Source organism: Photobacterium sp. TY1-4 (assembly GCF_025398175.1).
Classification (GTDB): Bacteria; Pseudomonadota; Gammaproteobacteria; order Enterobacterales; family Vibrionaceae; genus Photobacterium.
Genome location: NZ_CP099734.1, coordinates 2,442,610 through 2,467,196, shown reverse-complemented (window position 1 = coordinate 2,467,196; position 24,587 = coordinate 2,442,610). Strand labels below are relative to the sequence as shown.

Sequence of the window (24,587 nt, the reverse complement as noted above, 5' to 3'; positions counted from 1 at the left end):
GCCTGGTCGCTGCGCTGGAGCATAACGATTTAGACAAAATGCTGGCGTGGCGGCGCAAATGGCTACCGAACGCGACTGATGAACCGGCTGATTTAGCCCGTGCCATTTGGCTGGAAAGAGAGTACTGGAACAACATGGCCGCCGTGACTGCGAACGGTGTTGCCAAAGCCTTTAGCCACAAATAGGGAATACCGTGTTACCTGATGCCCTGAAATTTCAAGTCGGCCTGGTCGACCAAATCTCTAAACCACTCGGGAACATCAAGCGCCAGCTGAACGATGTGACCCAAACCTACCGTGCCGGAGCCCATTCGATGGCCGCTGGTGCGGTGGGTGTTGCTGGGGCTGGATTTGCTTTGCAGCAAGCGCTGATGCCAGCGATTGAGATGGACCGGGCACTGGGTGAAGTGAAGGCGTTGGGTGTGGCCGATGAGGGGCTACGTGAATTGACCAAGACGGCTTTGAACTTCTCTGCGCAGTATGGTCAGTCGGCAGTTGATGTGATCGCTCACGCTGAGGGTGTCAAGAATGCAATGGGGGATATGCCCGGTGCTGTATTGGCGAGTGTGACAAATAGCTCTGCAACCTTGGCCATGGCGATGAAGTCGGATGCTGAAACAGTGAACAGGTATATGAAAAACCTGTATGGGAACTATCAGAAGCAGGCCGATGCTATGGGGAAAGATGCTTGGGCAGCTCAAATTGCAGGAATGACCGCTGAGATGAAGCGCGTTTATGGCGTCGGAATGGACGCGTTAGAAGGGATGATTGATGGCCAGCATTCGCTTGCTTCATCCATGGGGATGAGCGTGCACGAGCAATTAGCAACTTTCGGATTTCTTAGTCAGTACATGAGCGAGGGGGATGCGAATACCCAGTTGACTAATTTCTTGGAAGGTATGCACGGAGCCCAAGAGAAGCTGGGGATTCAGTTCACCGATACTGCCGGGGAGATGCTGCCAATGCAGCAGATCCTGGATAATGTTGTGCACTTGTTTAATCGGTTCGGTGACGCCAAGGCTATAAAAATATTGGATGAGGCCGGTCTCGGTGATGGCGCGTTGATGCTAGGAAAGATGGTTGATGATGTTGAGCAATTTCAGACTGGCTATGAAGCGATAGGAAAAGTGAAAGGCTTGGGGCCTGCAAATGATATGGCGAAAACGATGACGGACCAGTGGGAAAGGCTGGAACAGGGGATTTTTGCCATCCAGGCTGCGATAGGTTCGGCTTTACTGCCTGCTCTGATGCCTGTGGTTGAAATGATGTCTGATGGGGCGCAAGAGATTGTTACCTGGACTCAACTATTTCCAAACATCACCAAACATATTGGCTATGCTGCCATGGGATTACTCGGTTTAGTGGCCGTAGGCGGCGTGATTACCATGCTGAGTGGAGCGCTTTCAGTAGCTTGGGCGACCATGGCTTTGCTCGCTAAGTCCTGTTGGGGCCTAGTTAGTGCTATTACCAAAGCAACCTTTAGTGTTTTGAAGTTCATCTTCAATGCCTTGCTGAAACTCATACCAGCAACAATTAAGGCGACATGGTGGTTGGTGAAGATGTCCGCAACCGGGTTGTGGGGTTTAACGAAAGCAGTGGCCAATGCAACGTGGGCCTTGTTGCGAATGACCGCCGTTGGGTTGTGGGGGCTGACAAAAGCTGTAGCTAGTGCGACGTGGGCATTGCTGCGCATGGCTGTCATCGGAATGTGGGGATTAACCAAAGCCATCGCCAGCGCGACGGTTGCTCTTTTGAATATGGCTGCAACCGGAATGGTTTCGTTTATCGGCGCTATGGGGCGAGGCACCATGGCTGCCCTGAAATTTACTGCGGCGCTCCTGACAAACCCGATCTTCCTGATTGTTGCCGGAGTGGCCGCAGCGGTCACGGCTGTTGGCGCCCTGATTTATTACTGGGACGACTTGAAGGCCAGCTTCGGGGATACCACCTGGTTCCAGATTCTGGAAGGAGCGCTTCAGATCATCGCGTTGCCGTTCCAGAAGTTTTTCCAGTTAATCAGTGCCGGCTGGCAATGGGCAATGTCCGGTTTTACTGACACCAGTGGTTTTCAATTTCTTTTCGATATGGCCGACCAAATGAGAAACATCTTCGGCAGTGTGTTCGAGTGGTTCCACTCCATGCTGTCCGGCATTTGGGACACTGTGAAAGGCCTGGTTGATTGGATCCCGGGCCTCGGCGGGGATGAGGTCGAGAACCTGACCAAAATCGACGTGGTGCAGAAAGCGCGGCCATCAGTACAGGTACAGCCGGGCGGGGCCGCCAAGAGCATCGCCAATTATGCCGGAAACCAAACCCATTACGGCGGCATTGCTATCTATCCGGCAAGTATGAGCAGCCCGCAGGACTTGGCCGAAGAACTGGAGTTTGCTGCAGGATGACCTACCTCTACCAAGACATGCTGATCGAAGACGGCGACGTGGTGCTGGATGCAGGCCGAAACCCGGTGATGATTCAGGACCGGGCCGTGATCGCCCAGGACATCAAGCACGCCATCATCGAAAGCAACCTGGCCGTCGAGCTGGTTGCCGAGCGTAGCCCGTCGAAAAAAGCCGACATCCGCACCCAGCTTGAGCTGCTGGTTGAAGAAGACACCCGCCTGGTGCCGGGCACCATCCGGCTGGAAGAGCCCAAAGAAGGCGTGATTTACGTGCTCGCTAAAACCATTGATTTTGGCGAACTGAACCTGACCGTCGATGTGGAGATTAACCGTGGCTGACATCCCAAAACCTGACTACGAGCAGATTGTGAAAGATGCCGGGATCCCGACGGACAAAGACGGTTGGAAATCGGTACTGAAAGCGGAAATGGAGAACGAGGGCTCGGTGATTAACAACGACAGTCGATTTTCTCCGTTCTGGCGAGTGATTGAAGCTGCGGTGACCACCTGCACCACCTGGCTGATTAACGTGCTGTTGGTGAAATACATCCTGCCGAACATGTTTCTGGCCACTGCGAAAGATAAGTATCTCGACCTGCTGGCGTGGGCATGCCGGGTTGAGCGCAAGGCCGCCAGTAAGACAAAGGGGCTGATTGCGTTTCAGCGTGCGGCGGTCAAAGGCCCGGCGCTGATCATCCCGCAGGGCACCTGGATTCAGACCGAAGCCATTAACGGCAAAATCTACCGTGTGCGCGTCACCGAAGACACCACCTTGCCGGAAGATGAAACCAGCGTACTGGCCGCGGTAGAAGCAGAGGAGGCCGGTGCTGGATTTAACCTGGGCGGTGGTTACTACCACATTCTGCCGCAGTCAGTGCCGGGCATTGCGTTGGCAACCAATACCGATGACTGGCTGATCGAAGCCGGGGCAGACGAAGAAAGCGACGACGAGCTGCGCCTTCGGGTGCGGAACCAGTGGAGCGCAGTGGCGAAATGGCATATCGATGCAGCCTACCGCAGCCTGCTGATGCAGAAAGCCGGTATTCAGGATGACAACATCTATTTCCAGCATGACGCCCCGCGCGGGCCGGGCACGGCGAACGCGCTGATCCTGCTTGATACCGGTGAGCCCTCGGTTGAGATGATCGACATGTTGAACGCTCACATCCGCGACAACGGCCAGCACGGCCACGGTGATGACCTGCTGGTGATGGCAATGCCGGATGTTGACCACAACGTGACTATGAAGCTGTGGCCGAAGCCGTCGCTGACGCAGGAAGAACGGGCGCAACTGAAAGCGGACACGGAGCACTTTATCCGCGCGGCGTTCCGCGAAAATCTGGATTACAAGCCAACTCGCACCAACCCGATTTCCCGGTTTAGCTTCTCCAAGCTGGGGCAGGAGCTGCACGCCCAGTTCCCGAGCATCGCATCACTGGAGTTTGGGCAAGCGGATATCATCAACGAACTGACGATCCCGCGCCTGAACACGCTTGAGGTGACCCTTGAAGTTGCCTGAGATTAAGTTCAAGTACTGGATGGGCCGGGGCGAACTGGCGAAGTTCGCCCGGGCGCTGCACAACTACTGGGGCCACGTAGAAGCGGCGCTGAAGATGCCGCTACAACAACACGACCCGCTGACGGCCCCGCTGGGCATTGTCGATTTGATGGCATGGCAGCGGGATGTCACGCGGCTAGGCGAGGAGCCGGAAGACATCTATCGCATCCGGGTCGCTCATGCCTACAGCTTCGCCAGTGAAGGTGGCAGCAAGGCAGGCTGGGAGGAGATGTTCGACAAACTGGGCTATCCGCATATCGCGCAGGATGAGCGGCTGAAAGATGTTGATTGGGACGTCATCAGCCTGCAAATCCGCGACGGCGACCTGACCGAAGTGCCAGACCTGCTGGATACGGTGATCCGACAATATGGCCGCACCTGCCGTCGTTACCAGTACACCACGTATATCGAGCTGCCAATTGCGGCCAAGTGCCAGGCCGTCGAAGCCAGCTATGAAACGAGCAAGATTACCACCCGAATTAATGTGCCCGGGCTGCCGAAGGTAAGCAGCTTAGAGTGCGAGTACGAAACAAGCATGATCACCACCCGAATCAATGTGCCGGGGTTGCCGAAAGTCAGCAACCTTGAGTGCGAGTATTACGTAGCAAAAATTAAAGGCTGAGGAACAGACATGGCGAACACCACGGAAACCAAAATTCTCACAACAGCTGGACGCAACTTTTTGGCGCAAGTGAATGCTGAAGAAAGCCCGTTCAAAGTGGATAAGCTGATTTTTGCCAATATCCCCAACCGAGCTGATTTTCCTCAACCGGAAGACGGTGTGCCCACAGAGTACGTGGTGTTTGAAAAAGCGGTAGAGCGCCGGGGCCGCCTCGGGCCGAACGTGGTGATCTATTCAACAACGCTCACCAGTGCTGAGGGGCCATTTGAATTCAACTGGACCGGCGCCTATAACGAAGAGCATGATGTGTTGCTCGCCATTGACCACCACACGCTGACCCCGAAGAACGAGAACCGTCCCGGCATTGCTGGTAACACCCTGGTGCGCTCGATGTCGCTTGAATATAAGGACATTGCCGAGATCACAAATATCACCGTAGACGCCTCAACTTGGCAATACGATTCAACTCAGCGCCTGGCGAAAATGGACAACGACGCTGCGCAGGCCATTATCGACCAGAACGGCAAAGACTGGTTCATCGCCGACGGTTTCCTGGTCACCCCGCAGTCGGGATCCTTCAAGATTCAGGCCGGTGCCGGTTATGTCTCCGGCAACCGCGTCAGCATGGAATACAACAGTTCCATCCAGGTGCTCGAAAAGCCTGCCTACATCTACCTCGACGCCTGGCGCGAAGGCACCCCAACCGGCCAATGGGAAACCAAATACAACTTCGTGGTCTCCGCCGACGAACTCGACGACTACCAGGACACCGCAACCACCCCGGCAACCCCGCATTTCGTCTGCAAAATCGCCCAGGTGATGGGGGATGGGAGTGTTAGTGATTTGCGGCCAGAGGGTGAGAGTGCAAGTCGTGATTGGGTAGTTAAAAATACTCAGTATCTAGTACCTTCATTCACTCAGGCGATTAATTTAAATATTCCCTCATCAGCCAAGAGTTTGAAGACGCTTGGTTATGATCAAGAAGGTGACGGAGTCAGCTTTGAATATTTTCTATCTGGCACAGGAACGCCAGGTGATACAGATAATGGTGGGTATTTTGTAGATCAATCTGGAAGAAAGTGGGTTCTTCAATTTGATGATGTAATACATATTAAAGCTTGGGGTGTAAATAGTACACGAATGCCAGAAGACAATGCAGCTAGAATCAGAGCTGCCCTCAATTTTGGTGGCAACGGCAAGCATTACGATTTTGGTGATAAAGATTACTCTTTTGGTGAGGTGCTCTTAGAAAAGACAAAAGCCACTTTGCGAGGTTCGGGAACGTATGATGGTGAGTTATTGATCCGCCATTCAGCTTATCTTGTAACGCATGATTTTGATATGGATTTTGATATCCATCTGTCAATGAAAACCGAAGACAATACAAAATCAGCTGTGAAGTATCACTATTGCTCAAAAGGTAAATGTGTCATTGATGGTGATGGATACAATGTTGTACATCATGCTATACATCACTCAGCGGAATTGGGGCCAGATTGGGGACAACCGGTCAGGCGAATAAAATTTGGTGGTGCTTATCGAAATGTGAACCATTTCATCAAGGGTGAAAACTCAGAAGATAACAACATATCGTTCACGATGGCTGATATTACGCTGATCCCGTCCACTGAAGGTACAGCGTTAATCTCGCATGTTGATATTGATACAATTGATGGATTTACATGCCATAGCCAAGTGCAGTTCTTCCCTGGTCACCACATTGGAAATCAGACTAAAAAGCACAATATTATCCTCAAAAAATATACTTGGGCGAATATCGCAGATAATAAGTTCTTCGAGTCCGGTGAAGAAGCTCTTTTGCTTATTGATGGAACTCGATTGATTCTTCATGACAACCAATACGCTTGGCCAGGGCAGAGAAAGCCTTGCTATGCTGTTGTTATTGATGGTCTACCAATTGCTGGGGATTATTTTAGTCAGTCAATTATTCACGATGAGAATGTAATTAGGCCAAGTCTAGGCGGGGTTATTATTAAAGCGGGTTCAGGACGTATAAAACTACATGATGTTGAAACCCATTATCCAGGACGTAATGAGCGTTATTATGGAACAACTCCGATTCCTGACGGTGACAAGTACGGTATTGAGGTTGAAGATGGAACCATTGATGTTAAAACGCACGATAACTATGTGCGTCGCGGTAAGTTCTTACTTTCCGGTGGTATCGGTCAATCAAATACCCACTTGAAAAACATCGAGGATATAAATGGAGATGGATCAGGTGTGGTCAGCGAGACGGTGCCAAGAGTGCTAACTTTGGATTATTCAACCAATAAAGTTGATGTAAGGCGATTTAGTATGGTGAACATAAAGCAGCCTACACCAACAATTATTGATGATTTGGAAAATACAGATTCAGAATCGAAGTTAGTTATTTTCCGGGCGTATAACGGGAATACCACATTCAAGAATTCATCGTTGTTGGTCTTGAAAGGAAGTAAGGATGTCACTGTTCCCGATAGAGGAGTTATTACATTCTTATGTATGTCAGATGGTTCAGCTGTTGAGCAATCACGATCATTTGATGCGGTGTTGGAGGCATAAAGATATATGCTAACCCTTAACGGCACCCAGCTCGCCCTCAAAGCCCTGCGCATTAGCGTTCGCCAGCAACTGGCCGGAAAGGACATGTCCGGCCAGACTTCGGCGACTGACCAAGCGGAAACGGGCAGCAAAGGCAAAATCCTCACGGTGAAAGGCGTGATCCCGTTTGCGCAGAAAACGCTGCTCACCGACTTATTCAGCATGGCGGAGGCACAGGATAACGGTGCCCGCCAGATTTACCGGATTAGTAACAATACCGCCGAAGCGCTGAAAATCCGTCAGGTGAAGTTTCAGGGCGCGATTAGGTCTGATGAGCAGGATTCACTACGCCAGTGGGCCGTCTCGTTCGAGCTGATTGAACATCTATCGGTGCCGGAGCGGGTCGAACAGCGCCAGCCGGATAAACCTGCCGCTCAGCAAAAAGTGCAGGGCGTAGAAACACCGGTTGAGGTGGCGGTTGCTGAGAACGTGCCGCCTGGAGAAGAGAAGGAGCTGGGCTGGACGATGAAATTTTTCACCTACATCGAAAACACCTTGGCGTAATGCGATGGCAATAAACGCGAAATTCCTCTGCCGGGTGTACCTCGGCAAAGACAAAACCCAATCTGAAAGTCACCGCATCACGTTCAGCGAGAATACGCCGGGCCGATGTACGGTGAAGGTCAAAGCCAATCCGGAACCCAATACCCTCATCGCCATTGATTTGGGTTGGGGCGATGCCATCAACCGGGTGTTCCTCGGCTACGTAGAGCGGGTGACCCCAGTTGAAAGTGGTTGGTCATCCCTGTTTTGCCGGGAGCTGGCCGCCGGGCTGTTTTATCCCCTGAACGTTTTCATCCTCCATCCCACCTTGATGCAGCTGCTCAGCGAAGTCACCAACAAAACCGGACTGCAGTTTGTGGTGCCGGACAAAGCCTACAGCAAAAGCGCGATCCCGTGTTTCTACAGCGACGGCAACGGTTACCGGGTGATGGACGAACTGGGCCAGGCATTCAGTATTGATGATCTGTTCTGGCAACAGCAGGGCAACGGTCAGATTTATGTCGGCAGCTGGGCCGACTCACACTGGGCCGATAAGCCGGTGATTATCCCAAACCAGCTCATGACCAAACACAGCGCCAACAAATCTGTCACCATCCCGGCGGTGCCCAAAATCAGGCCGGGCGTCGTGGTGAATGGTATCCGCCTGTCCGGCGTCGAATTCACAGGAACGGAGGTGAAAATCACATGGACGTAAAAGCCATCAAGCGCATTATCTTTCGCCTGTTCCCGGAGCTGACCGGACGCTGGCACCTGCCGCGTTGGGGCAAGGTCACCGCGTTACCCGAGCTGCCGGAAGAAGGCGATTTGTCTGATCGGTTCTATCCGCACTATGCCGTTGATGTGCAGCTGCTCGACGAAAAGGGCATGCCATATGAAGACAAGCCGCCACTGCAAGCCGTTCCCTTGCCGCTGCCGGGCGCCGGTGACCATGCAGGGCGGTTAGAACCGCCGGCCATTGGCAGTATCGTCGAAATGGGGTTCATGTTCGGCCAGCCAGACAAGCCCTTCATCCGCACCGTGCTGCCGCTGGGCTGGAAGCTACCGGCTATCAAAGCAGGCGAAAGCCGATACCAACAACGCAAAGGGGTTTACCACCTAGTCGATCAGGATGGCAACTTTGAAAGCACAACCGACAAAAACGCCACGCTGAACTGTATCGACCGCAACGTGAACGCCAATAACTACACCGCAGTCATTGAAGAGATGCGCAAAGTCATGGTGAAGCAGAGTGAAGAGATCACCGTTCTGCAAGACAGAATCGAAACCATCGAAGGCCAGGCCAAGTTGACCGTAAAGAAAGACCTCAGCATAGCCGCAAAGAACATCACCGAAGACGCCGACACCATTAAGATGAATGGCGGCAAGGGCGTCTGCACCGGCGCAAGTATTTGCCCGTTTATGGGTAAGCCGCATGTGGATGTATCAACCACCGTATTTGCAGGAAAGTAAGATGGCATTAAGCAAAGTATCATTGAAACAGAAGTTGGAAAATGAACTAAAAGCCCAGGGCTTTGTGCTTGAAGGAGAGTTTGCGATGGCGGGTAAAATGGCAGAAGCCATAGCCAATGCCGTCGTGGATGAAATCACCCAGAACGCCGCGGTCAATGTCAGCGGTGGCAGCTCAGCTGGCAGCTACAAAGTCACCTAACCAGCAACAACACCCACGCAATCGCCACCAAGCGCCCACACCGGGCGCTTTTTTGTTGCCTACTTACAACCCTGTACCTACAGCCACGGAATCACGCACCCAGGTGACGAAATCCGCACTCCTCCTCCCCGCCTGCGAGCTTTGCGATCTGGTTTTTTACGAAATTCTATTTCGCGAAATTCGCCTGCCAGCCAACCACAGGGTTTAACGCTAGAAGCCTTAGCTGACGCGGGGTATTCAGAGGTTAAAAGCCCCTCAGAATGGCTTACAGCGCGTTTTTCAAAATTTCAAAAAATGAAATTATTTCAGGTTTTCTGAAATTTCCTAACATAAAAACATGGATGCATGTACAGGTAAGTGCTTGATATCACAGGGGCGGGAATAGATTTCGTCACGATCTCAATGATCCCGTGATGATCTCATTGGGTTGAAGTGGTAGCGTCTAAGTATTTGATATTTATTGGGTTGTGGTGATTTGGTGTAAAGATCAGAATTTCAATTAGTTTCACGCCCACTCGATAGTTTGAGTGGGCGTGAAGTAGAGAACTTGCTTGTAAGGAAAACCGGTTTTTCGGTTATTAGTCTAACGTGATCTCTGTTTTAGAAATGATAGCGAGAACATTTTGGTAGTCTTCGTCATCTCCCCACAGGTTACACGAATTGCTAGCAATAGCCCGAGCGTCAGTAATCCTCTCAAGCGTGCATTCAATGCGGTGGAAACGATAAACAAACTCTTCGAAAGCAATAGCATAGCCTAGTTGACGAACCCAAAAGTCGCGGCCTTCACGAGTTTGACAGCTATCGCTTGCAATAATGTTGTACTCTTCCAACAAATAATTGCGGAAAATATTTGCAGCTATACCTTGCGTTGCTGCAATGTGTTGAATCAAAGGGGAACGCCATAGCAACACTTGAGTCACAGGCTTGGCGTCAAGTACAACATCACCCCATACTCGGCACTTAATGTAGTAGACTATCTCTTCCGTTGCATCGCAAAGAAGGGCTACTTGAAATCCATCACCTTCCAGAGCAACACGAACCAAGCGATACGTCGGTGGAAATGGAATTTTCACCTGCTGTGTAATATCCTGAGATTCTGCACGGCAGATCTCATTGTATTTGGCACGGTTTTTCGCTTCTTCGTTCAACCAGCCGAAATCATAGTCAATTTTTGATTGGTCGGTATAGTTGCGAGGCATGATTCTCTCTTCTTAGTTACACGATTGTATTGATACTTCCCTATCGATAATACGACATGGTGGGTTAAAGCACCACACCTAAGATAAAGAAAAAGGCGTATAGAGTCTTATTGATAAGTATTGACAAAGGTAGTTGATATGCTTAGCCTAGCGTATGAGGCGTCGAAACCTCTTGTAAGCGGAATACACCAACCCCGTTAGCGTTGGATTTTTTATGCCTGTAATTTGGCGTAGTGCGTACCCTTCGTATATCTGAAATTCGGCCCTGCCGGGTTTTTAGTCAGAATGACGTCGGGAGGGCGACGAATACAAGACCCTTCGGGGAAATAAGTCCGCGGTGCTTACAGCCGTTTCGAACCTCCCGACACCCACTCGGCTTGTGGGTCTTTTCGAAAAAAATGTAAGGAGGCCATCATGGCTAATCTCACTATCCTATCCAAAGAAGTTCGTATTCTTGACGGGCTTTACTCACTTAATGACTTACACAAAGCTAGTGGTGGCAAGAAATGCCATCAGCCAGCCAACTTTATTCGACTAAACACCACCAAAGAATTAATTGAAGAAATTCACCGTTCCTCAGATCTGAGGAACGGTGATATGACCCAAAGTGCGAATTCGCACTTTGCCAAGTATCAAGGTGGAAAAAATCAAGGCACATGGGTCTGCAAAGAACTTGTCTATGCTTACGCCATGTGGATTAGCGCCAAATTCCACCTTCAAGTGATCCGGGCTTTCGATAATCAGTTTCAGCAGAACCATCCGCGACCCATGCAACAAGCCCCAGCCTTAGATTACAAACCCAACCACAACATCCCACTCAACGATCTGATTTACGAAATTGCCCAGCTCCGGGGCGTCAGCACCGAACAAGTCCGCATCCACTATAGCCACGTATTCAACTCCCAGAACTGGACCCGCGAGAATGAGTTCGTCGCCGCATTGGCCCGTTCCGTATTACGACGAGATCTCGAAGCCGAGCGCGCCAAAGCGAGCCCGGATGTGATCAATCTGGTCGCCGAGGCAAAAGAGCGGGGGCTGATGCTGGTCGATGAAAACGAGTATCTGGCGCTCCGGGGCCGGCTGCAAATCCAACAGGAGATGCTGGAGAAATTCATTGATGAGGCGATGAAAATCAGCCGCAACAATCGCGCCTTGCTGTCACATGGTTTGTGGGGGTAAGTGAAAAAGGCGATGGAGTGTAGACACTTTGTCGCCACTTAGCTAAGTGGGTTATTCTAACTTATTGATTATAATGGGTCTTAATCAGATGTAATGATAAGACCACATTCTGAATCACCCCGGCCGATAATTCCGGTTCTGAGCCCCAGCCAAGCTGGGGCTTTTCGTATTCAACGAAATGTATTGTCTGGGAAAGTGCCCGTTATCAGGCTGCTAACTGGCGTTGTGCCGCCAGTAAGATGTCGACAATCGGCGCGGCTTTATTATGGCGGCGGATATCGGCAAACAGCGCTTTGGCTTGCGGGTACTCATGGCGCAGATAGGCGAACCACTGTTTGACCCGGTTCGGGTAATACAGACCTTTGTCACCTTTGATTTCGTATTCTGAATAGCGCAGCAGCATGGTAAGTACTTCGGCCCAAGACATATGCGGGGCATTGTGTTTCACGACGTTGCACAAGTTCGGCAGATTCAGGGCGCCGCGACACAGCATCAGGGCATCGGCCTGAGTGACGGCCATGCAGTCCTGACCGTTTTGATGGTTCCAGACTTCGCCGTTGGCGACGATGGAAATCGGGGTTTTGGCTTTGAGTTGGCGGATGTAATCCCATTTGATGGCATCGGCCTTGTAGCCGTCGGTTTTGGTGCGGGCATGAACGGTGAGTTCATCAGCACGGGCCTGGATCACGGCATCGGCAATTTCAAAGCAATGGCTTGGACAGTCCCAGCCGAGACGCACTTTGGCGGTCACCGGGAAGCGGGGATCGACGGCCTCGCGAACGGCCTTGACGATCTGATGCATCAGCGCCGGGTCTTGCAGCAATACAGCGCCGCCCCGGCTCTTGTTGACGGATTTTGCCGGGCAGCCGAAGTTAATATCAATCCCGGGGGAGCCCAGTTCAATCGCGCGGCGGGCGTTTTCAGCCATCCAGTGCGGATCCTGGCCGAGTAACTGGACGCGCACCGGGGTCCCGGACGCCGTTTTACCGCCTTGCTTCAGCTCGGGACATAAACGGTAAAAGACCCGATCCGGTAACAGTTGATCGATCACCCGGACGAATTCGGTGACGCAGAGGTCGTAGTCATTGATTTCCGTCAGCATCTCCCGCATCAGGTGATCCAGTACACCTTCCATCGGGCCTAAAATTACTCGCATTGCTTGTCGCACCGTATCGTCTGGGATAAGGGGCGAGATTGTAGTGCGTAAACCCGGGCTTGTCACCTAGTCCGCACGGAGAGGCTGGGCCGCAGTGACCAGGTGTTTACCGCCTGTGATCGTGACGGGGGGCAAGGTCCGGTTGTCCAGCACCAGCAGGGATAAATTCATCATGGCTGCAGCGACCTGCTCAGCGGGGATCGGGCGCAGATGGGCGAGCGGTCCGATAGCGAGCGGTTGAATTGCGTTGAACAGCCATTGTACCAGTTGCTCGTCTTGACGCGGCACAGGCCGCTCCCCTTGCAGCGGGCCGGGACGGACAAATACACAGTGCTGGAACCCCATACGCCGCAGAGCTTTTTCCATCTTTCCTTTGCAGCGTAAATAGTGTGACGGCGACCATGGGCAGGCAAATAAGCTGGAGATCACCACCAGGTGCTTGACGCCGAGCATTTGCATTGTGGTCGCGACGGCCTTCACTAAGTCAACATCGACAGCCTCCAGTGCCTGGCGACTGCCGGCTTGTTTTTTGGTGGTCCCGAGGCAGATAAACCCGACAGTTGGCACCGGATCGGCAGCGTCCCATTCGGTGACCCGAAGTTCGGGGTGGATTATCTGGGTCAGTTTTTTACTGTGAAATGGCAACTGACGCCGGGAAAGGGCGTAGATTTTCCTGAACTGGTCATTGGCCAGCAGTTGATGCAACAGCTCATCGCCAACGAGTCCGCTGGCACCGGCAATCATCGCGTTGGCTTGTCCGTAAGGAATCACTCCGTGTGGTGTTGCTCCATGTGGCATTGCTCTATGTGGCTTTGCTCCATGTGGTATGGTTTCGTACGGCATAGCAGCGTCCTGATGCGGATAACTGCTTCATTTTTGCCGATAACTGCATGAAAATTCAACAGGGAATATGTCGCGCTGCCTCACGTTTTTGCCTCTTGCTGCCAGTGCCGCGGCGAAGGGGAGCAAGGCTGTTGCTACTGGCGCTTCCGTGTATAATTTGTGCTTACTCAAGATAGCCGAATGAATCGGATGATGATGACAGAATTAGTAACATTACCTGCGGACTGGGAAGGCATGCCGGCTTCCTTTATTGAAGGCGCACTACTTGCCGCGAACGCGAACCCAAAGCCGACGGAGCCGGATGTCTGGCTGCCGGTGCTGATCACCGGAGGCGTGGTCGAAGAAGCACCGGTGTTGTTGCCGGAAGCACAGAAGAAAGCGCTGCTGGCCCATTTCGAGTTACAGTATTGCCGAATGAAAGCGGGTGAGTATCAATTGCCGCAAGCCGTATGTTGGCAGGCGGATACCGGGGTGACGGACGAACTGCGCTATTTTGCCGAGGGTTTTCTGTCGGTATGGCCCTCTATTGAACCAAACTGGGCCGAGCAGCCGGTTTCTGACGGGACGATGCGGATGTTGTCGGCACTGCTGACCACTTGCATGCTGCTGGTCGACGAAGAAGCGACCCTGGCACAAATGCAGGAAGCGGGCGTCGAAGGAATGCCGGCGCCGCAGGCCCTGTACCCGCAACTCGGCTTGATGCTCAATGAGGTCGTGATGGCCGCCGATGAGTTGCAACAAGGCGGTGGTGCGCAGGCCGTCAACCCGTATAAAAGCGTCGGCCGGAATGATGCCTGCCCGTGCGGGAGCGGTAAAAAATTCAAACAGTGCTGCGGCCAGTCATGAGCCGAGCGGACGGAAAAACCGAGATCCTGGTTGTGGCCGGGGTGATTGAAAAAGCCGGGCAGTACCTACTGGCTCAGCGCCCGGTTGATGCAAGCCAGGCGAATCTGTGGGAGTTTCCGGGTGGGAAAGTCGAACAGGGTGAGACGCCGGAGCAGGCCTTGGAACGGGAGTTGTTTGAAGAGCTGGCCATTACCACCCGAACGGGGTGTTGGCTGGCTGACAGCGTGTTTGATTATGGCGACAAGGTGATCCACCTGAAAGGCTATTTAAGCCACTGGCAGGCCGGAGAGCTCAAGCTGCACAGCCATCAGGATGCGGTTTGGGTTCAGGCCGGTGAGATGGCCGAATACGCCTTGTGTCCGGCTGATTTACCGATTGTTGAAGCGCTGCTGCATCGCTAAGCGTTGATGTTTGTTGTGATGGATCCCGCGAGGATGAAAAACGGCGCCCCTGAACTCAGGGGCGCCGTTTTGATCTTGGGTCGCGACAAAATCTCGTCGACCGGATTTGTTGGGATGATTAAGCGGTTTTCTTGTTGAAAAACTGGGCAAGCACAATCACCGCCAGGGCGATCAGATTGGCGGCGAAAATAATCACCAGCCACTGCGGCATCGACTGGCCCAGAAACGTCCAGACAACTTTGCTGCAATCCCCGGTGGCTTCAAACATCCACGGCACCCATTGGTTCAGCGGCGCCCATTCCGGAAAACGGACGAACAGATCGCAGGTGGCAAATGGGGACGGGTTGAACTGGTAACCGACATGTTCATTGGCCAGCGATAAACCCCAGTAGGCACTGGCGCCCCAGCCAGCCAGTCCGAGCCAACGGAAGACGAGGTTCTGCGGGGCGATCAAACCGATCAGGGCAGCGAGTCCGACACCTAGCATGGCAACCCGTTCATAAATGCACATGACGCACGGATCAAGCTTCATGACATGCTGAAAGAACAGTGCGCAGGCTTCAAAGAAGATGACAAACAGCAGCAGTAGTCCCCAGGAGAGGCGACTTTTGGAAAATGAATTCAGAAATTGCATCGAATATTCTCGCTCAAGGTTATACCCGCGTGTTGCACACCGATTGGCGGGTGGCCTGATTCACGCGAAGGTATTAAAAGAAGGCCCTGATGAATCAGGGCCTTGAATCGTTTAATCCGACACTTATCTTTACGAAAGATTCCCTTAATGTCCAGAGACCGGAGCAATATGTGATACAGCTTCCGCGGCGTGTTGTGTCAGCCAACCCATGTCATAGAACCAGTCGGTCATTGGCACCAGCATAAACTCAATTCCGGCCAGGCCGACCATGGACAGGACCAGCGTATACGGCAGCGCCATGTAGACCATCCGGCCGTAAGAGAGACGGATCAACGGCGCCAGCGCCGAGGTCAAGGCGAACAGGAAAGCAGCCTGACCATTCGGGGTCGCAACCGAAGGCAGGTTGGTACCGGTGTTGATGGCAACCGCCAGCATATCGAACTGGTCGCGGGTGATGGCACCTTCGAGCAGGGCTGATTTTACTTCGTTGATGTAAACCGTACCGACAAACACGTTGTCAGACACCATCGACAGCAGGCCGTTGGCAATGTAGAACATGGTCATCTGTGCGTTGCCTTCCAGGCTCAGCACCATATGAATGATGGGCGCAAACAGCTTCTGGTCAATGATTACTGCGACGATGGAGAAGAACACCGCCAACAGGGCTGTAAACGGTAGGGCTTCTTCGAATGCCTTACCCAGGGCATGCTCTTCGGTGATCCCGGTAAATGAGGTTGCCAGGATGATGACCGTCAGGCCGATCAAACCAACCGCGGCCAGGTGCATGGCCAGTCCGACAATCAGCCAGACCGCAATCACGACCTGAATCGCCAGCTTGGCATAATCCAGATTGGTCCGGTTTTTACGCTCTTCGTTATCGAAATCAACCAGGATTTTACGAACGTTTTCCGGCAGTTTGGCGCCATAGCCGCAGATTTGGAATTTCTCGACCAGTACTGTGGTGATCACACCACAGATAAAGACTGGTACGGTGATAGGAGCCATGCGAAGGATAAATTCGCCGAACAGCCAGCCGGCCTGATCGGCAATGATCAGGTTCTGTGGTTCGCCGACCATGGTCATGACGCCACCCAGCGCGGTCCCGATCCCGGCATGCATCAGCAGGCTGCGCAGGAAGGCCCGGTAGTTTTCCAGGTCGTTCCGACTGACTTCGCGGATATGCTGGTCGGTCGTGTGGTCGTGGCTGGCATGGGGTTCACGGCCGGAAGCAACCTTGTGGTAAATGCTGTAGAAACCAATGGTGACGCTGATCACCACCGCGATGACGGTCAAGGCATCCAGGAAAGCGGACAGAAACGCGGCCATGACAACAAAGGACAGCGAAAGCAAGGTCTTCGAGCGAATGCTGATCAGGATTTTGGTGAACATGAACAGCAGCAGCTGCTTCATGAAGTAGATGCCGGCGACCATGAAGATCAGCAGCAACAGCACCTCAATGTTCGCGACCAATTCGTGTTTGACCTGCTCCGGGCTGGTCATCCCGATGGCAACGGCTTCAATGGCCAGCAATCCACCAGGTTGCAGGGGATAGCACTTGAGAGCCATGGCCAGGGTAAAGATAAACTCGACTACCAACAGCCAGCCGGCGACAAAGGGATCGATGAGGAAAAAGACGATCGGGTTGATGATCAGAAAGGCAACGATTGCCAGTTTGTACCAGTCGGGGGCCTTACCCAAAAAATTCTTGATAAAGGCGTTCCCTAACGAAATAGCCATGGTGGTCGGTCTCTTATTATAAATGCATAAATATGTGCGACATTAGATTGAACCGGACGCTATCTTGCCCTTGCTGTCTGAAAGTCGGCCATATCATCGGCGATTGTTCTTTAGAGACCCTTTAAGTGAAAAGCCTTGACGATCAGAGTGTTTCACTTAAAGCAGGCAGCAGCATCCGTTCAGCTCCCGTTAAAATCGTGCTCACTCTACCTTTTGATCTAGATCAGTCAAGGGGCGAAAAGTGGGCATCTTGTATTAATTGAAAACTCGTCACTAAACGACAGCAAAACGTGGCTAGATTACCATGAACTGAAATATTTTCTTACAATTCAAAGGAAACATTGAGCATAGTCAAATTTATCAGAGCAACGTCAAACATCGCGTTTACAAGTGCCTCAAAGTTTCTTCATTGGCTTAACTAGTGGTATGATGAGTTAATAAATATTAAGCAAGAAGCAATTGGATAAATAATCAGATGGTTATAAAGGCGGATAGCCCAGCAACGTTTGCTGAGAAATATATCATTGAAAGTATCTGGAATAATCACTTCCCGCAAGGTTCCATTTTACCGGCAGAGCGTGAATTGTCGGAGTTGATCGGTGTCACGCGGACCACGCTGCGTGAGGTGCTGCAACGCCTCGCCCGTGATGGTTGGCTGACTATTCAGCACGGGAAACCAACCCGTGTGAATAACTATATGGATACTTCGGGCCTGAGCATTCTGGATACCCTGATCACGTTGGATGGTCAGGATGTGCAGGGCGTTTTGGAAGATCTGCTGTCAGCCCGAACCGACATCAGCAGCGTTTATATGCGCTATGCGGTGAAAGGGAACCGGGAAGAAGCCAGTCAGCTGTTGGACAAAGTGATTAACGCTTGTGAATCTTTGCTGGCGGTCGACAGCTTTGCTGCGTACGCTGAAGCAAGCGAAGAGCAAGAGCAGCTGATGCAGGAAGTGAAGAAAATCACCGACAAGTATGGCAAAGAGCAGCCGGAGCTGTGCGAAGCAATTTGCCGTGCCCGGGCGTTTAACTACTATGATTACCGGATGTTCCAGGGGATGGCGGCGAAGTCTGGCAACACGTTGTACGTGTTGACGATTAACGGCTTGCGAAAAATCTATACCCGTGTTGGTGGTTACTACTTCATGTCGAAAGAAGCCTGCGAATTGGCTTTGGCTTTCTACCGGGATATGAAGGCGCTGTGCGATAACAACCAGCCTGAGCTGGTGGGCGAGCGAATCAAGAAGTACGGTCGTGAGAGTGGGGCGATTTGGTACAGCAACCGCCTTGAAATTGCTCGCTATCTGGTTGAAGAAGAGCAATAATTGCCGCAGATAACCTGATAGGACGTGTAGAAGAAAGGAGATGCCGAGGCATCTCCTTTAGTTTATCCGGCACCAGATGGTCCGGGATCAGATATCGGCGCTGTACTGGCTGCTGCGGTTCGGGCAGGTACTGAGGATCTGGGTTCTGCCGTCCGGCAATTCTTCCTCCAGGACCACATCAAATCCCCACAAGCGGTATAAATGCTTGAGCACTTCTGCATGGCTGTCGGCCAGCGGGATCCGATTGTGCGGCACATAGCGCAACGTCAGGGAGCGATCCCCCTTCAGTGCCACATTCCACACCTGGATATTGGGTTCGTTGTTGCTCAGGTTGTACTGAGATGACAATTTTTCCCGAATAGCCCGGTAGCCTTCCTCATTATGGATCGCGCTGACTTCGACATAGTTGTGTCGATCATCATCTTCGACCGCGAAAAACTTAAAGTCCCGCATCACTTTCGGCGACAGGTACTGGCTGATAAAGCTCTCGTCCTTGAAGTTCTCCATCGCAAAGTGCACGGTCTCCAGCCAGCCGGAGCCGGCAATATCCGGGAACCAGTATTTATCTTCCTCCGTTGGGTTTTCGCAGATCCGGCGAATATCCTGGAACATGGCAAAGCCCAGCGCATACGGGTTGATGCCGCTGTAGTAGGGGCTGTTATAGTCCGGTTGCGCCACCACATTGGTGTGGCTGTGTAAAAACTCAATGATGAAGCGATCGGTGACCAGGCCCTCATCGTACAGGTGGTTGAGAATGGTGTAGTGCCAGAAGGTAGCCCAGCCTTCGTTCATCACCTGGGTTTGTTTCTGCGGATAGAAGTACTGGCTGATCTTCCGCACGATCCGGACCAGCTCCCGCTGCCAGGGCTCCAGTAACGGAGCGTGCTTTTCAATAAAGTACAGGATATTTTCCTGCGGCTCTTCCGGGAAGCGGTACTCTTCCGTTTTGTTTTCTTTCTCTTCATGAACCGGAATCGTGCGCCACAGCGCATTTACCTGGGTCTGCAAATAATCTTCACGGGCTTTCTGGCGGGCTTTCTCCTCAACCAGTGAGATTTTTTGCGGTCGTTTGTAGCGGTCGACCCCGTAGTTCATCAGGGCGTGGCAGGAGTCCAGCAGCTTCTCGACATCATCCACCCCGTACTTTTCCTCGCACTCGGTGATGTATTTGCGGGCAAACAGCAGGTAATCAATGATGGAGCTGGCATCGGTCCAGGCTTTAAACAGGTAGTTGCCTTTGAAAAACGAGTTATGGCCATAGCAGGCATGGGCCATGACCAATGCCTGCATGGTGATGGTATTTTCTTCCATCAGGTAAGCGATACAGGGGTCGGAGTTGATCACAATCTCATAGGCCAGACCCATTTGGCCGTGCTTGTATCCGCGCTCGGTTTCAATAAAGCGTTTACCGAAAGACCAGTGATGGTAGTTGATGGGCATCCCGATACTGGAATAGGCATCCATCATTTGCTCGGCAGTGATGATCTCGATTTGGTTTGGATAAGCGTCGAGACGATAAAAATCGGCGACGCGTTTAATTTCCGTGTGATACTGCTCAAGCAGGTCAAACGTCCAATCCGGACCGTCACTGAGTGTTTTTGACTTAGTGGTTGTAACCATAACACACTCCCCTATAGCGCTTGCTGACATCTAACTAACTTGCTTTTTAAATAGCTCCCGGAATACCGGGAAGATGTCTTCCACACTCCTTATGTTCTGCATCGCAAAGTTGCCATGGCCGGCCTGCAGGGCTTCGTACTCCCGCCACAGGGTCTGATGCGCCCGGCGGGTGATCTCGATGTAGGCGTAGTAGCGGCTGAGCGGCAGAATATGCTTGTCCAGCAGCTCACGGCAACCCGGAGAATCATCAGCCCAGTTATCGCCGTCTGAGGCCTGCGCGGCATAGATGTTCCACTCAGCCGGTGAATAGCGTTTCTTGATGATCTCGTCCATCAGTCGCAAGGCGCTGGAAACAATGGTGCCCCCGGTTTCCTGCGAGTAGAAGAACTCATGCTCATCAACCTCTTTGGCCTGGGTGTGGTGACGAATAAACACCACGTCCACGTTTTTATAGGTCCGGTTGAGGAACAGGTACAACAAAATATAAAAGCGTTTGGCCATATCTTTGGTGGCCTGATCCATTGAGCCGGAGACGTCCATCAGACAAAACATTACTGCCTGGCTGGTTGGTTGCGGCCGGCGCTCGTAGTTTTTGTACCGTAAATCGAAGGTATCGATGAACGGCACACGACTGATTTTCTCGCGCAATACCAGGATTTCTTTTTTCACCCGATCTTCTTCAAGCGGCTGCGCCGGCTCGGTGGTCATCAGGTGGTCAAGCGCTTGCTCCAGCTCCCGTAACTGGCGTCGCTTGGCGGCGGTCATCGCCGTACGCCGGGCCAACGAGTTCTGAAGTGATTTGATAATGGCAATATTGGCCGGAACACCGGTCGATTTGAACCCGGAGCGGAAAGTTTTCCACTCCACAATTTTATTGAGCTGGTTTTTCTCCAAATTCGGCAACTCCAGATCTTCAAACAGCAGATCCAGGTATTCGTCTTTGGAGATTTGAAACACAAACTCATCCTGTCCTTCACCGTCGGGACTGGCCTGTCCTTCACCGGCCCCGCCTTGACCCGCCCCGCCTTGGGGGCGCTCAATACGATCGCCGGGACTGAACTGGTCATTCCCCGGGTGGACAACTTCCCGTTGTCCACCCCGTCCTTGGTGAAAGCTGGGCTCGCGGATATCCCGGGAAGGAATGGTAATATCTTCCCCGCTTTCCACATCAGTGATCGAGCGCTTGTTGACCGCATCAGCAATCGACTCTTTGATTTGCTGTTTATGGCGGCGCAGGAAACGTTGGCGGTTCACTGTGCTTTTGTTCTTACCGTTGAGCCTTCGGTCGATAAAGTGCCCCATAAGCTCCCCCCTTCTTCATCCCATTCTGCTGTGGCCGTTATGATGATTTACGGACACGCAGATACCATTCGGACAGCAGGCGAACCTGCTTGCGGGTATAGCCTTTTTCCATCATCCGAGCCACGAAGTCGTCATGTTTCTTCTGCTCTTCGGTGGACGTTTTGGCATTAAAGGAGATCACTGGCAGCAGCTCTTCTGTGTTGGAGAACATTTTCTTCTCGATCACAGTGCGCAGCTTCTCGTAGCTGGTCCAGTTCGGATTTTTACCCGCATTGCTGGCACGGGCACGCAGTACGAAGTTGACAATCTCGTTTCGGAAGTCTTTCGGGTTGCTGATCCCGGCTGGTTTCTCGATTTTTTCCAGCTCGTTGTTCAGGGCGGACCGGTCAAACAGTTGCCCGGTTTCCGGATCACGGTATTCCTGATCCTGGATCCAGAAGTCCGCATAGCTGACGTAGCGGTCAAAGATATTCTGACCGTACTCAGAGTACGACTCGAGATATGCGGTTTGGATCTCTTTGCCGATAAACTCGACGTATTTCGGGATCAGATAGCCTTTCAGGTGCTCCAGGTACTTCTCGGCCAAATCCTGCGGGAACTGCTCACGTTCAATTTGCTGCTCCAGCACATAGAACAGGTGCACCGGGTTAGCCGCCACTTCGGAGTGATCGAAGTTGAAGACCCGGGACAGGATCTTGAAGGCGAATCGGGTTGACAGACCGGCCATCCCTTCGTCCACACCGGCATAATCGCGGTATTCCTGGTACGATTTGGCTTTCGGATCGGTATCTTTCAGCGTTTCACCGTCATACACCCGCATTTTCGAATAAATGCTTGAGTTTTCAGGCTCTTTCAGACGTGACAGCACCGTGAACCGAGCCAGGATACCCAAGGTGCTCGGGGAGCATGGTGCCGCAGACAGTTCACTGTTTTGCAGCAGCTTCTCGTAGATTTTAATCTCTTCGGACACCCGCAGACAGTAAGGCACTTTGACGATATAAACCCGGTCGAGGAAGGCCTCGTTGTTCTTGTTGTTGCGGAAGGTCTGCCATTCCGATTCATTGGAGTGGGCCAGAATAATGCCGTCGAAAGGCAGAGCAGACAGGCCTTCGGTCCCGTTATAGTTGCCTTCCTGGGTCGCCGTCAGTAAGGGGTGCAGTACTTTCAGCGGTGCCTTGAACATCTCGACGAACTCCATCAGGCCCTGGTTGGCTTTACACAAGGCACCGGAGTAGCTGTAGGCATCCGGGTCATCCTGGGCAAAATGCTCCAGTTGGCGGATGTCGACTTTACCAACCAGCGAAGAGATGTCCTGGTTGTTTTCATCGCCCGGTTCGGTTTTGGCAATCCCGACCTGGTCAAGAATTGATGGGCGGACTTTGACCACTTTGAACTTGGTAATATCGCCGCCGAATTCATGCAGGCGTTTGGCAGCCCAAGGCGACATAATGTTGTTCAGATAGCGCTGTGGAATACCGTATTCTTTGCTCAGCAGATCCCCGTCTTCGTGTTTGTCAAACAGACAGAACGGGTGATCGTTCACCGGGCTGCGCTCGCCATTCGCCGTGAGGACATAGACCGGTACTTTTTGCATCAGGCTTTTTAGTTTCTCGGCCAGAGAGGATTTACCACCACCGACTGGACCCAGCAGGTAGAGGATTTGTTTCCGCTCTTCCAGACCTTGCGCGGCGTGTTTCAGGTAGGAGACGATTTGTTCAATTGCATCTTCCATGCCATAGAAATCTTCGAAGGTTTTATAGCGAGAAATTACGCGGTTAGAGAAAATTCGGCTCAAGCGCGGGTCCTGAGCGGTGTCAATCATTTCGGGTTCGCCGATAGCCATCAGCAAACGTTCAGCAGCATTGACATAGGCACTGCGGTCGTTCCGACAGATCTCAAGGAATTCCTGCAATGAAAGCTCTTCATCCTTGCTTTCTTCATAGCGTTGACGATAGTGGTCAAAAATACTCATGGTATGCCCCCTGAATCGTTCTTCAATCAATTAGAAAGGACGAAAACAAATAACTTTCACATCCCTCAATGTTAAGACTAGTCCTAACTGATCAAATTGCTTCACTGAGTTGTTGGTTTATAAACTAAATTTCCCTTTCATGTTGAGCTGACGCGGCGGTCAATTATTGAACACACTTCTACTATCCTCCTATAAATCGGGATGCGCAAGGGGAATTCTTGAAAAAAAGGGGGTGGTATTGTTGCTTAAATGTAACTGTTTGGTGGGGGTGGAATTATTAGCGCAAGATCAGTTTTAAACTTGAGGTGACAGGCTGATTCGCTGAGTGTAATGGGTTGCATCGTGTGAAAATCTCATTACTTGGATTTTCTTTGGTTGGAGATCGCTTTTTGCCGGAACCTGTGGCGAATAGGGCGATATCTCTTCAAATTGCCGGGTATTTTGCCAAGCGTGTCGAATAAATTGTGCGTGGTGCCGTGGGGTTAGGATGTCAAAAAAATGCGATCCCGGGAGGATTTCGGGCACAAGTCAGCTGTGCTGGATTAAGCTAGATCTGTAAGCAGTGCTGGGGGAGCAATTCAATGGCGATTTCACGGGTGGATACGGTATCGATTCCGGTTTCGGATCAGCGACAGGCCCTGTGGTTTTATCGGGATGCCTTGGGATTTGAGCTGATCCGAGATCACCACGGCGAAAACCATCAGCGCTGGATCCAACTGGCGCCGAAAGGGGCAGAAACGACGATCAGCCTGGTCAAACCCTTTGGCGGGATGGCGGCAGGCTCGGTCCAGGGCTTAGTGGTTCAGACTGATGACATCCAGAAAACACACCAAGAGCTAAGCCGTCGGGGGGTGACGCTGTCTGATATTGTCACCCTCGTCGGAGGGCGGTTTGCAACCTTTAATGATCCCGATGGGAATGGTTGGGTCCTGATTGAAGCCAACGTGCAGATGCAGGCTTGAGCTGCTGGTTGCCCGGATGACGGCCCCAGCCAGCCGCTTGGTTACATCGCAGACGGACGTGCAAACAGCAGGCCAT

23 protein-coding genes are annotated in these 24,587 nt (G+C 52.1%); 15 read left to right on the top strand and 8 right to left on the bottom strand.

Annotated features, from left to right (window positions below):
• Positions 1-38 precede the first annotated feature (38 nt).
• From NH461_RS11485 to NH461_RS11440, 10 genes are read left to right on the top strand one after another with little or no spacing between them, the layout of a single operon-like run.
• Entirely contained in the window at positions 39-185 is a 147-nt protein-coding gene (locus NH461_RS11485; protein WP_261600482.1) for a DUF6890 family protein, read from the top strand.
• 8 nt (positions 186-193) lie between these two features.
• Positions 194-2,398 (top strand): phage tail tape measure protein, encoded by a 2,205-nt coding sequence (locus NH461_RS11480; protein ID WP_261600481.1) that lies wholly within the window; start codon positions 194-196, stop codon positions 2,396-2,398.
• Complete coding sequence (locus NH461_RS11475) at positions 2,395-2,736, top strand: DUF2590 family protein (RefSeq protein ID WP_261600480.1); 342 nt, start codon at positions 2,395-2,397, stop codon at positions 2,734-2,736. Before NH461_RS11480 ends, NH461_RS11475 begins: the two co-directional genes overlap by 4 nt.
• Entirely contained in the window at positions 2,729-3,916 is a 1,188-nt protein-coding gene (locus NH461_RS11470) for a baseplate J/gp47 family protein (RefSeq protein ID WP_261600479.1), read from the top strand. The genes NH461_RS11475 and NH461_RS11470 overlap by 8 nt, the downstream gene beginning before the upstream one ends.
• Positions 3,903-4,577: a hemolysin gene (locus NH461_RS11465; RefSeq protein WP_261600478.1), complete on the top strand. Its 675-nt coding sequence runs from the start codon at positions 3,903-3,905 to the stop codon at positions 4,575-4,577. The genes NH461_RS11470 and NH461_RS11465 overlap by 14 nt, the downstream gene beginning before the upstream one ends.
• A 9-nt stretch (positions 4,578-4,586) precedes the next feature.
• The gene (locus tag NH461_RS11460; RefSeq protein WP_261600477.1) at positions 4,587-7,142 is read left to right on the top strand and encodes a phage tail protein; all 2,556 of its coding nucleotides are present in this window, start codon (positions 4,587-4,589) and stop codon (positions 7,140-7,142) included.
• Between the two features lie 6 nt (positions 7,143-7,148).
• Entirely contained in the window at positions 7,149-7,685 is a 537-nt protein-coding gene (locus NH461_RS11455; RefSeq protein WP_261600476.1) for an adenine glycosylase, read from the top strand.
• Positions 7,686-7,689: 4 nt separating this feature from the next.
• The gene (locus tag NH461_RS11450) at positions 7,690-8,379 is read left to right on the top strand and encodes a hypothetical protein (RefSeq protein WP_261600475.1); all 690 of its coding nucleotides are present in this window, start codon (positions 7,690-7,692) and stop codon (positions 8,377-8,379) included.
• Positions 8,370-9,134, top strand: a complete 765-nt coding sequence (locus NH461_RS11445; RefSeq protein ID WP_261600474.1) for a hypothetical protein — start codon at positions 8,370-8,372, stop codon at positions 9,132-9,134. The genes NH461_RS11450 and NH461_RS11445 overlap by 10 nt, the downstream gene beginning before the upstream one ends.
• 1 nt (position 9,135) lies before the next feature.
• Positions 9,136-9,333, top strand: a complete 198-nt coding sequence (locus NH461_RS11440) for a hypothetical protein (RefSeq protein WP_261600473.1) — start codon at positions 9,136-9,138, stop codon at positions 9,331-9,333.
• Positions 9,334-9,911: 578 nt separating this feature from the next.
• On the opposite strand, the gene NH461_RS11435 is transcribed toward NH461_RS11440, so the two are convergent.
• Complete coding sequence (locus NH461_RS11435) at positions 9,912-10,532, bottom strand: hypothetical protein (protein ID WP_261600472.1); 621 nt, start codon at positions 10,530-10,532, stop codon at positions 9,912-9,914.
• A 414-nt stretch (positions 10,533-10,946) separates the two neighbouring features.
• On the opposite strand from NH461_RS11435, the gene NH461_RS11430 reads away from it, so the two are divergent.
• Positions 10,947-11,711 carry a KilA-N domain-containing protein gene (locus NH461_RS11430; RefSeq protein ID WP_261600471.1) on the top strand — a complete coding sequence of 255 codons (765 nt, stop codon included), beginning with the start codon at positions 10,947-10,949 and terminating at the stop codon, positions 11,709-11,711.
• A gap of 205 nt (positions 11,712-11,916) precedes the next feature.
• Here the strand turns inward: NH461_RS11430 and dusC are convergent, their stop codons facing one another.
• Both dusC and NH461_RS11420 read right to left on the bottom strand, forming a co-directional pair.
• Positions 11,917-12,867: a tRNA dihydrouridine(16) synthase DusC gene (gene dusC, locus NH461_RS11425; protein ID WP_261600470.1), complete on the bottom strand. Its 951-nt coding sequence runs from the start codon at positions 12,865-12,867 to the stop codon at positions 11,917-11,919.
• 66 nt (positions 12,868-12,933) lie between these two features.
• Positions 12,934-13,611 carry an NAD(P)H-binding protein gene (locus NH461_RS11420; protein ID WP_410000109.1) on the bottom strand — a complete coding sequence of 226 codons (678 nt, stop codon included), beginning with the start codon at positions 13,609-13,611 and terminating at the stop codon, positions 12,934-12,936.
• 294 nt (positions 13,612-13,905) lie between these two features.
• Here NH461_RS11420 and NH461_RS11415 point away from each other — a divergent pair, with 294 nt between their 5' ends.
• Together NH461_RS11415 and NH461_RS11410 are read left to right on the top strand one after the other, a co-directional pair.
• Complete coding sequence (locus NH461_RS11415) at positions 13,906-14,556, top strand: YecA family protein (RefSeq protein ID WP_261602893.1); 651 nt, start codon at positions 13,906-13,908, stop codon at positions 14,554-14,556.
• On the top strand, positions 14,553-14,957 hold the full coding sequence (locus tag NH461_RS11410; protein ID WP_261600468.1) for a (deoxy)nucleoside triphosphate pyrophosphohydrolase: 405 nt from the start codon (positions 14,553-14,555) through the stop codon (positions 14,955-14,957). The genes NH461_RS11415 and NH461_RS11410 overlap by 4 nt, the downstream gene beginning before the upstream one ends.
• Before the next feature lie 118 nt (positions 14,958-15,075).
• Here NH461_RS11410 and dsbB read toward each other — a convergent pair whose 3' ends face one another.
• Positions 15,076-15,591 carry a disulfide bond formation protein DsbB gene (dsbB, locus tag NH461_RS11405; RefSeq protein WP_261600467.1) on the bottom strand — a complete coding sequence of 172 codons (516 nt, stop codon included), beginning with the start codon at positions 15,589-15,591 and terminating at the stop codon, positions 15,076-15,078.
• A 144-nt stretch (positions 15,592-15,735) separates the two neighbouring features.
• On the bottom strand, positions 15,736-17,328 hold the full coding sequence (gene nhaB, locus NH461_RS11400; protein WP_261600466.1) for a Na(+)/H(+) antiporter NhaB: 1,593 nt from the start codon (positions 17,326-17,328) through the stop codon (positions 15,736-15,738).
• Between the two features lie 475 nt (positions 17,329-17,803).
• On the opposite strand from nhaB, the gene fadR reads away from it, so the two are divergent.
• A complete protein-coding gene (gene fadR, locus NH461_RS11395) occupies positions 17,804-18,655 on the top strand; it encodes a fatty acid metabolism transcriptional regulator FadR (RefSeq protein ID WP_261600465.1) in 852 nt (283 codons plus the stop codon).
• Between the two features lie 87 nt (positions 18,656-18,742).
• On the opposite strand, the gene NH461_RS11390 is transcribed toward fadR, so the two are convergent.
• From NH461_RS11390 to NH461_RS11380, 3 genes are read right to left on the bottom strand one after another with little or no spacing between them, the layout of a single operon-like run.
• Complete coding sequence (locus NH461_RS11390; protein ID WP_261600464.1) at positions 18,743-20,275, bottom strand: SpoVR family protein; 1,533 nt, start codon at positions 20,273-20,275, stop codon at positions 18,743-18,745.
• A gap of 30 nt (positions 20,276-20,305) precedes the next feature.
• A complete protein-coding gene (locus tag NH461_RS11385; RefSeq protein ID WP_261600463.1) occupies positions 20,306-21,577 on the bottom strand; it encodes a YeaH/YhbH family protein in 1,272 nt (423 codons plus the stop codon).
• 37 nt (positions 21,578-21,614) lie between these two features.
• Entirely contained in the window at positions 21,615-23,549 is a 1,935-nt protein-coding gene (locus NH461_RS11380; RefSeq protein ID WP_261600462.1) for a PrkA family serine protein kinase, read from the bottom strand.
• A 581-nt stretch (positions 23,550-24,130) separates the two neighbouring features.
• On the opposite strand from NH461_RS11380, the gene NH461_RS11375 reads away from it, so the two are divergent.
• Positions 24,131-24,511: a VOC family protein gene (locus NH461_RS11375; RefSeq protein ID WP_261600461.1), complete on the top strand. Its 381-nt coding sequence runs from the start codon at positions 24,131-24,133 to the stop codon at positions 24,509-24,511.
• Positions 24,512-24,587 lie beyond the last annotated feature (76 nt).

Bases quoted from the DNA above. Each gene is read 5' to 3' on its own strand.
- NH461_RS11430 (WP_261600471.1), top strand. From the start codon at position 10,947: ATGGCTAATCTCACTATCCTATCCAAAGAAGTTCGTATTCTTGACGGG.
- NH461_RS11420 (WP_410000109.1), bottom strand. From the start codon at position 13,611: ATGATTGCCGGTGCCAGCGGACTCGTTGGCGATGAGCTGTTGCATCAA.
- NH461_RS11385 (WP_261600463.1), bottom strand. From the start codon at position 21,577: ATGGGGCACTTTATCGACCGAAGGCTCAACGGTAAGAACAAAAGCACA.
- NH461_RS11435 (WP_261600472.1), bottom strand. From the start codon at position 10,532: ATGCCTCGCAACTATACCGACCAATCAAAAATTGACTATGATTTCGGC.
- dusC (WP_261600470.1), bottom strand. From the start codon at position 12,867: ATGCGAGTAATTTTAGGCCCGATGGAAGGTGTACTGGATCACCTGATG.
- NH461_RS11390 (WP_261600464.1), bottom strand. From the start codon at position 20,275: ATGGTTACAACCACTAAGTCAAAAACACTCAGTGACGGTCCGGATTGG.
- NH461_RS11415 (WP_261602893.1), top strand. From the start codon at position 13,906: ATGACAGAATTAGTAACATTACCTGCGGACTGGGAAGGCATGCCGGCT.
- NH461_RS11410 (WP_261600468.1), top strand. From the start codon at position 14,553: ATGAGCCGAGCGGACGGAAAAACCGAGATCCTGGTTGTGGCCGGGGTG.
- NH461_RS11475 (WP_261600480.1), top strand. From the start codon at position 2,395: ATGACCTACCTCTACCAAGACATGCTGATCGAAGACGGCGACGTGGTG.
- NH461_RS11460 (WP_261600477.1), top strand. From the start codon at position 4,587: ATGGCGAACACCACGGAAACCAAAATTCTCACAACAGCTGGACGCAAC.
- NH461_RS11485 (WP_261600482.1), top strand. From the start codon at position 39: ATGCTGGCGTGGCGGCGCAAATGGCTACCGAACGCGACTGATGAACCG.
- dsbB (WP_261600467.1), bottom strand. From the start codon at position 15,591: ATGCAATTTCTGAATTCATTTTCCAAAAGTCGCCTCTCCTGGGGACTA.
- NH461_RS11440 (WP_261600473.1), top strand. From the start codon at position 9,136: ATGGCATTAAGCAAAGTATCATTGAAACAGAAGTTGGAAAATGAACTA.
- nhaB (WP_261600466.1), bottom strand. From the start codon at position 17,328: ATGGCTATTTCGTTAGGGAACGCCTTTATCAAGAATTTTTTGGGTAAG.
- NH461_RS11450 (WP_261600475.1), top strand. From the start codon at position 7,690: ATGGCAATAAACGCGAAATTCCTCTGCCGGGTGTACCTCGGCAAAGAC.
- NH461_RS11380 (WP_261600462.1), bottom strand. From the start codon at position 23,549: ATGAGTATTTTTGACCACTATCGTCAACGCTATGAAGAAAGCAAGGAT.
- NH461_RS11445 (WP_261600474.1), top strand. From the start codon at position 8,370: ATGGACGTAAAAGCCATCAAGCGCATTATCTTTCGCCTGTTCCCGGAG.
- NH461_RS11375 (WP_261600461.1), top strand. From the start codon at position 24,131: ATGGCGATTTCACGGGTGGATACGGTATCGATTCCGGTTTCGGATCAG.
- NH461_RS11455 (WP_261600476.1), top strand. From the start codon at position 7,149: ATGCTAACCCTTAACGGCACCCAGCTCGCCCTCAAAGCCCTGCGCATT.
- fadR (WP_261600465.1), top strand. From the start codon at position 17,804: ATGGTTATAAAGGCGGATAGCCCAGCAACGTTTGCTGAGAAATATATC.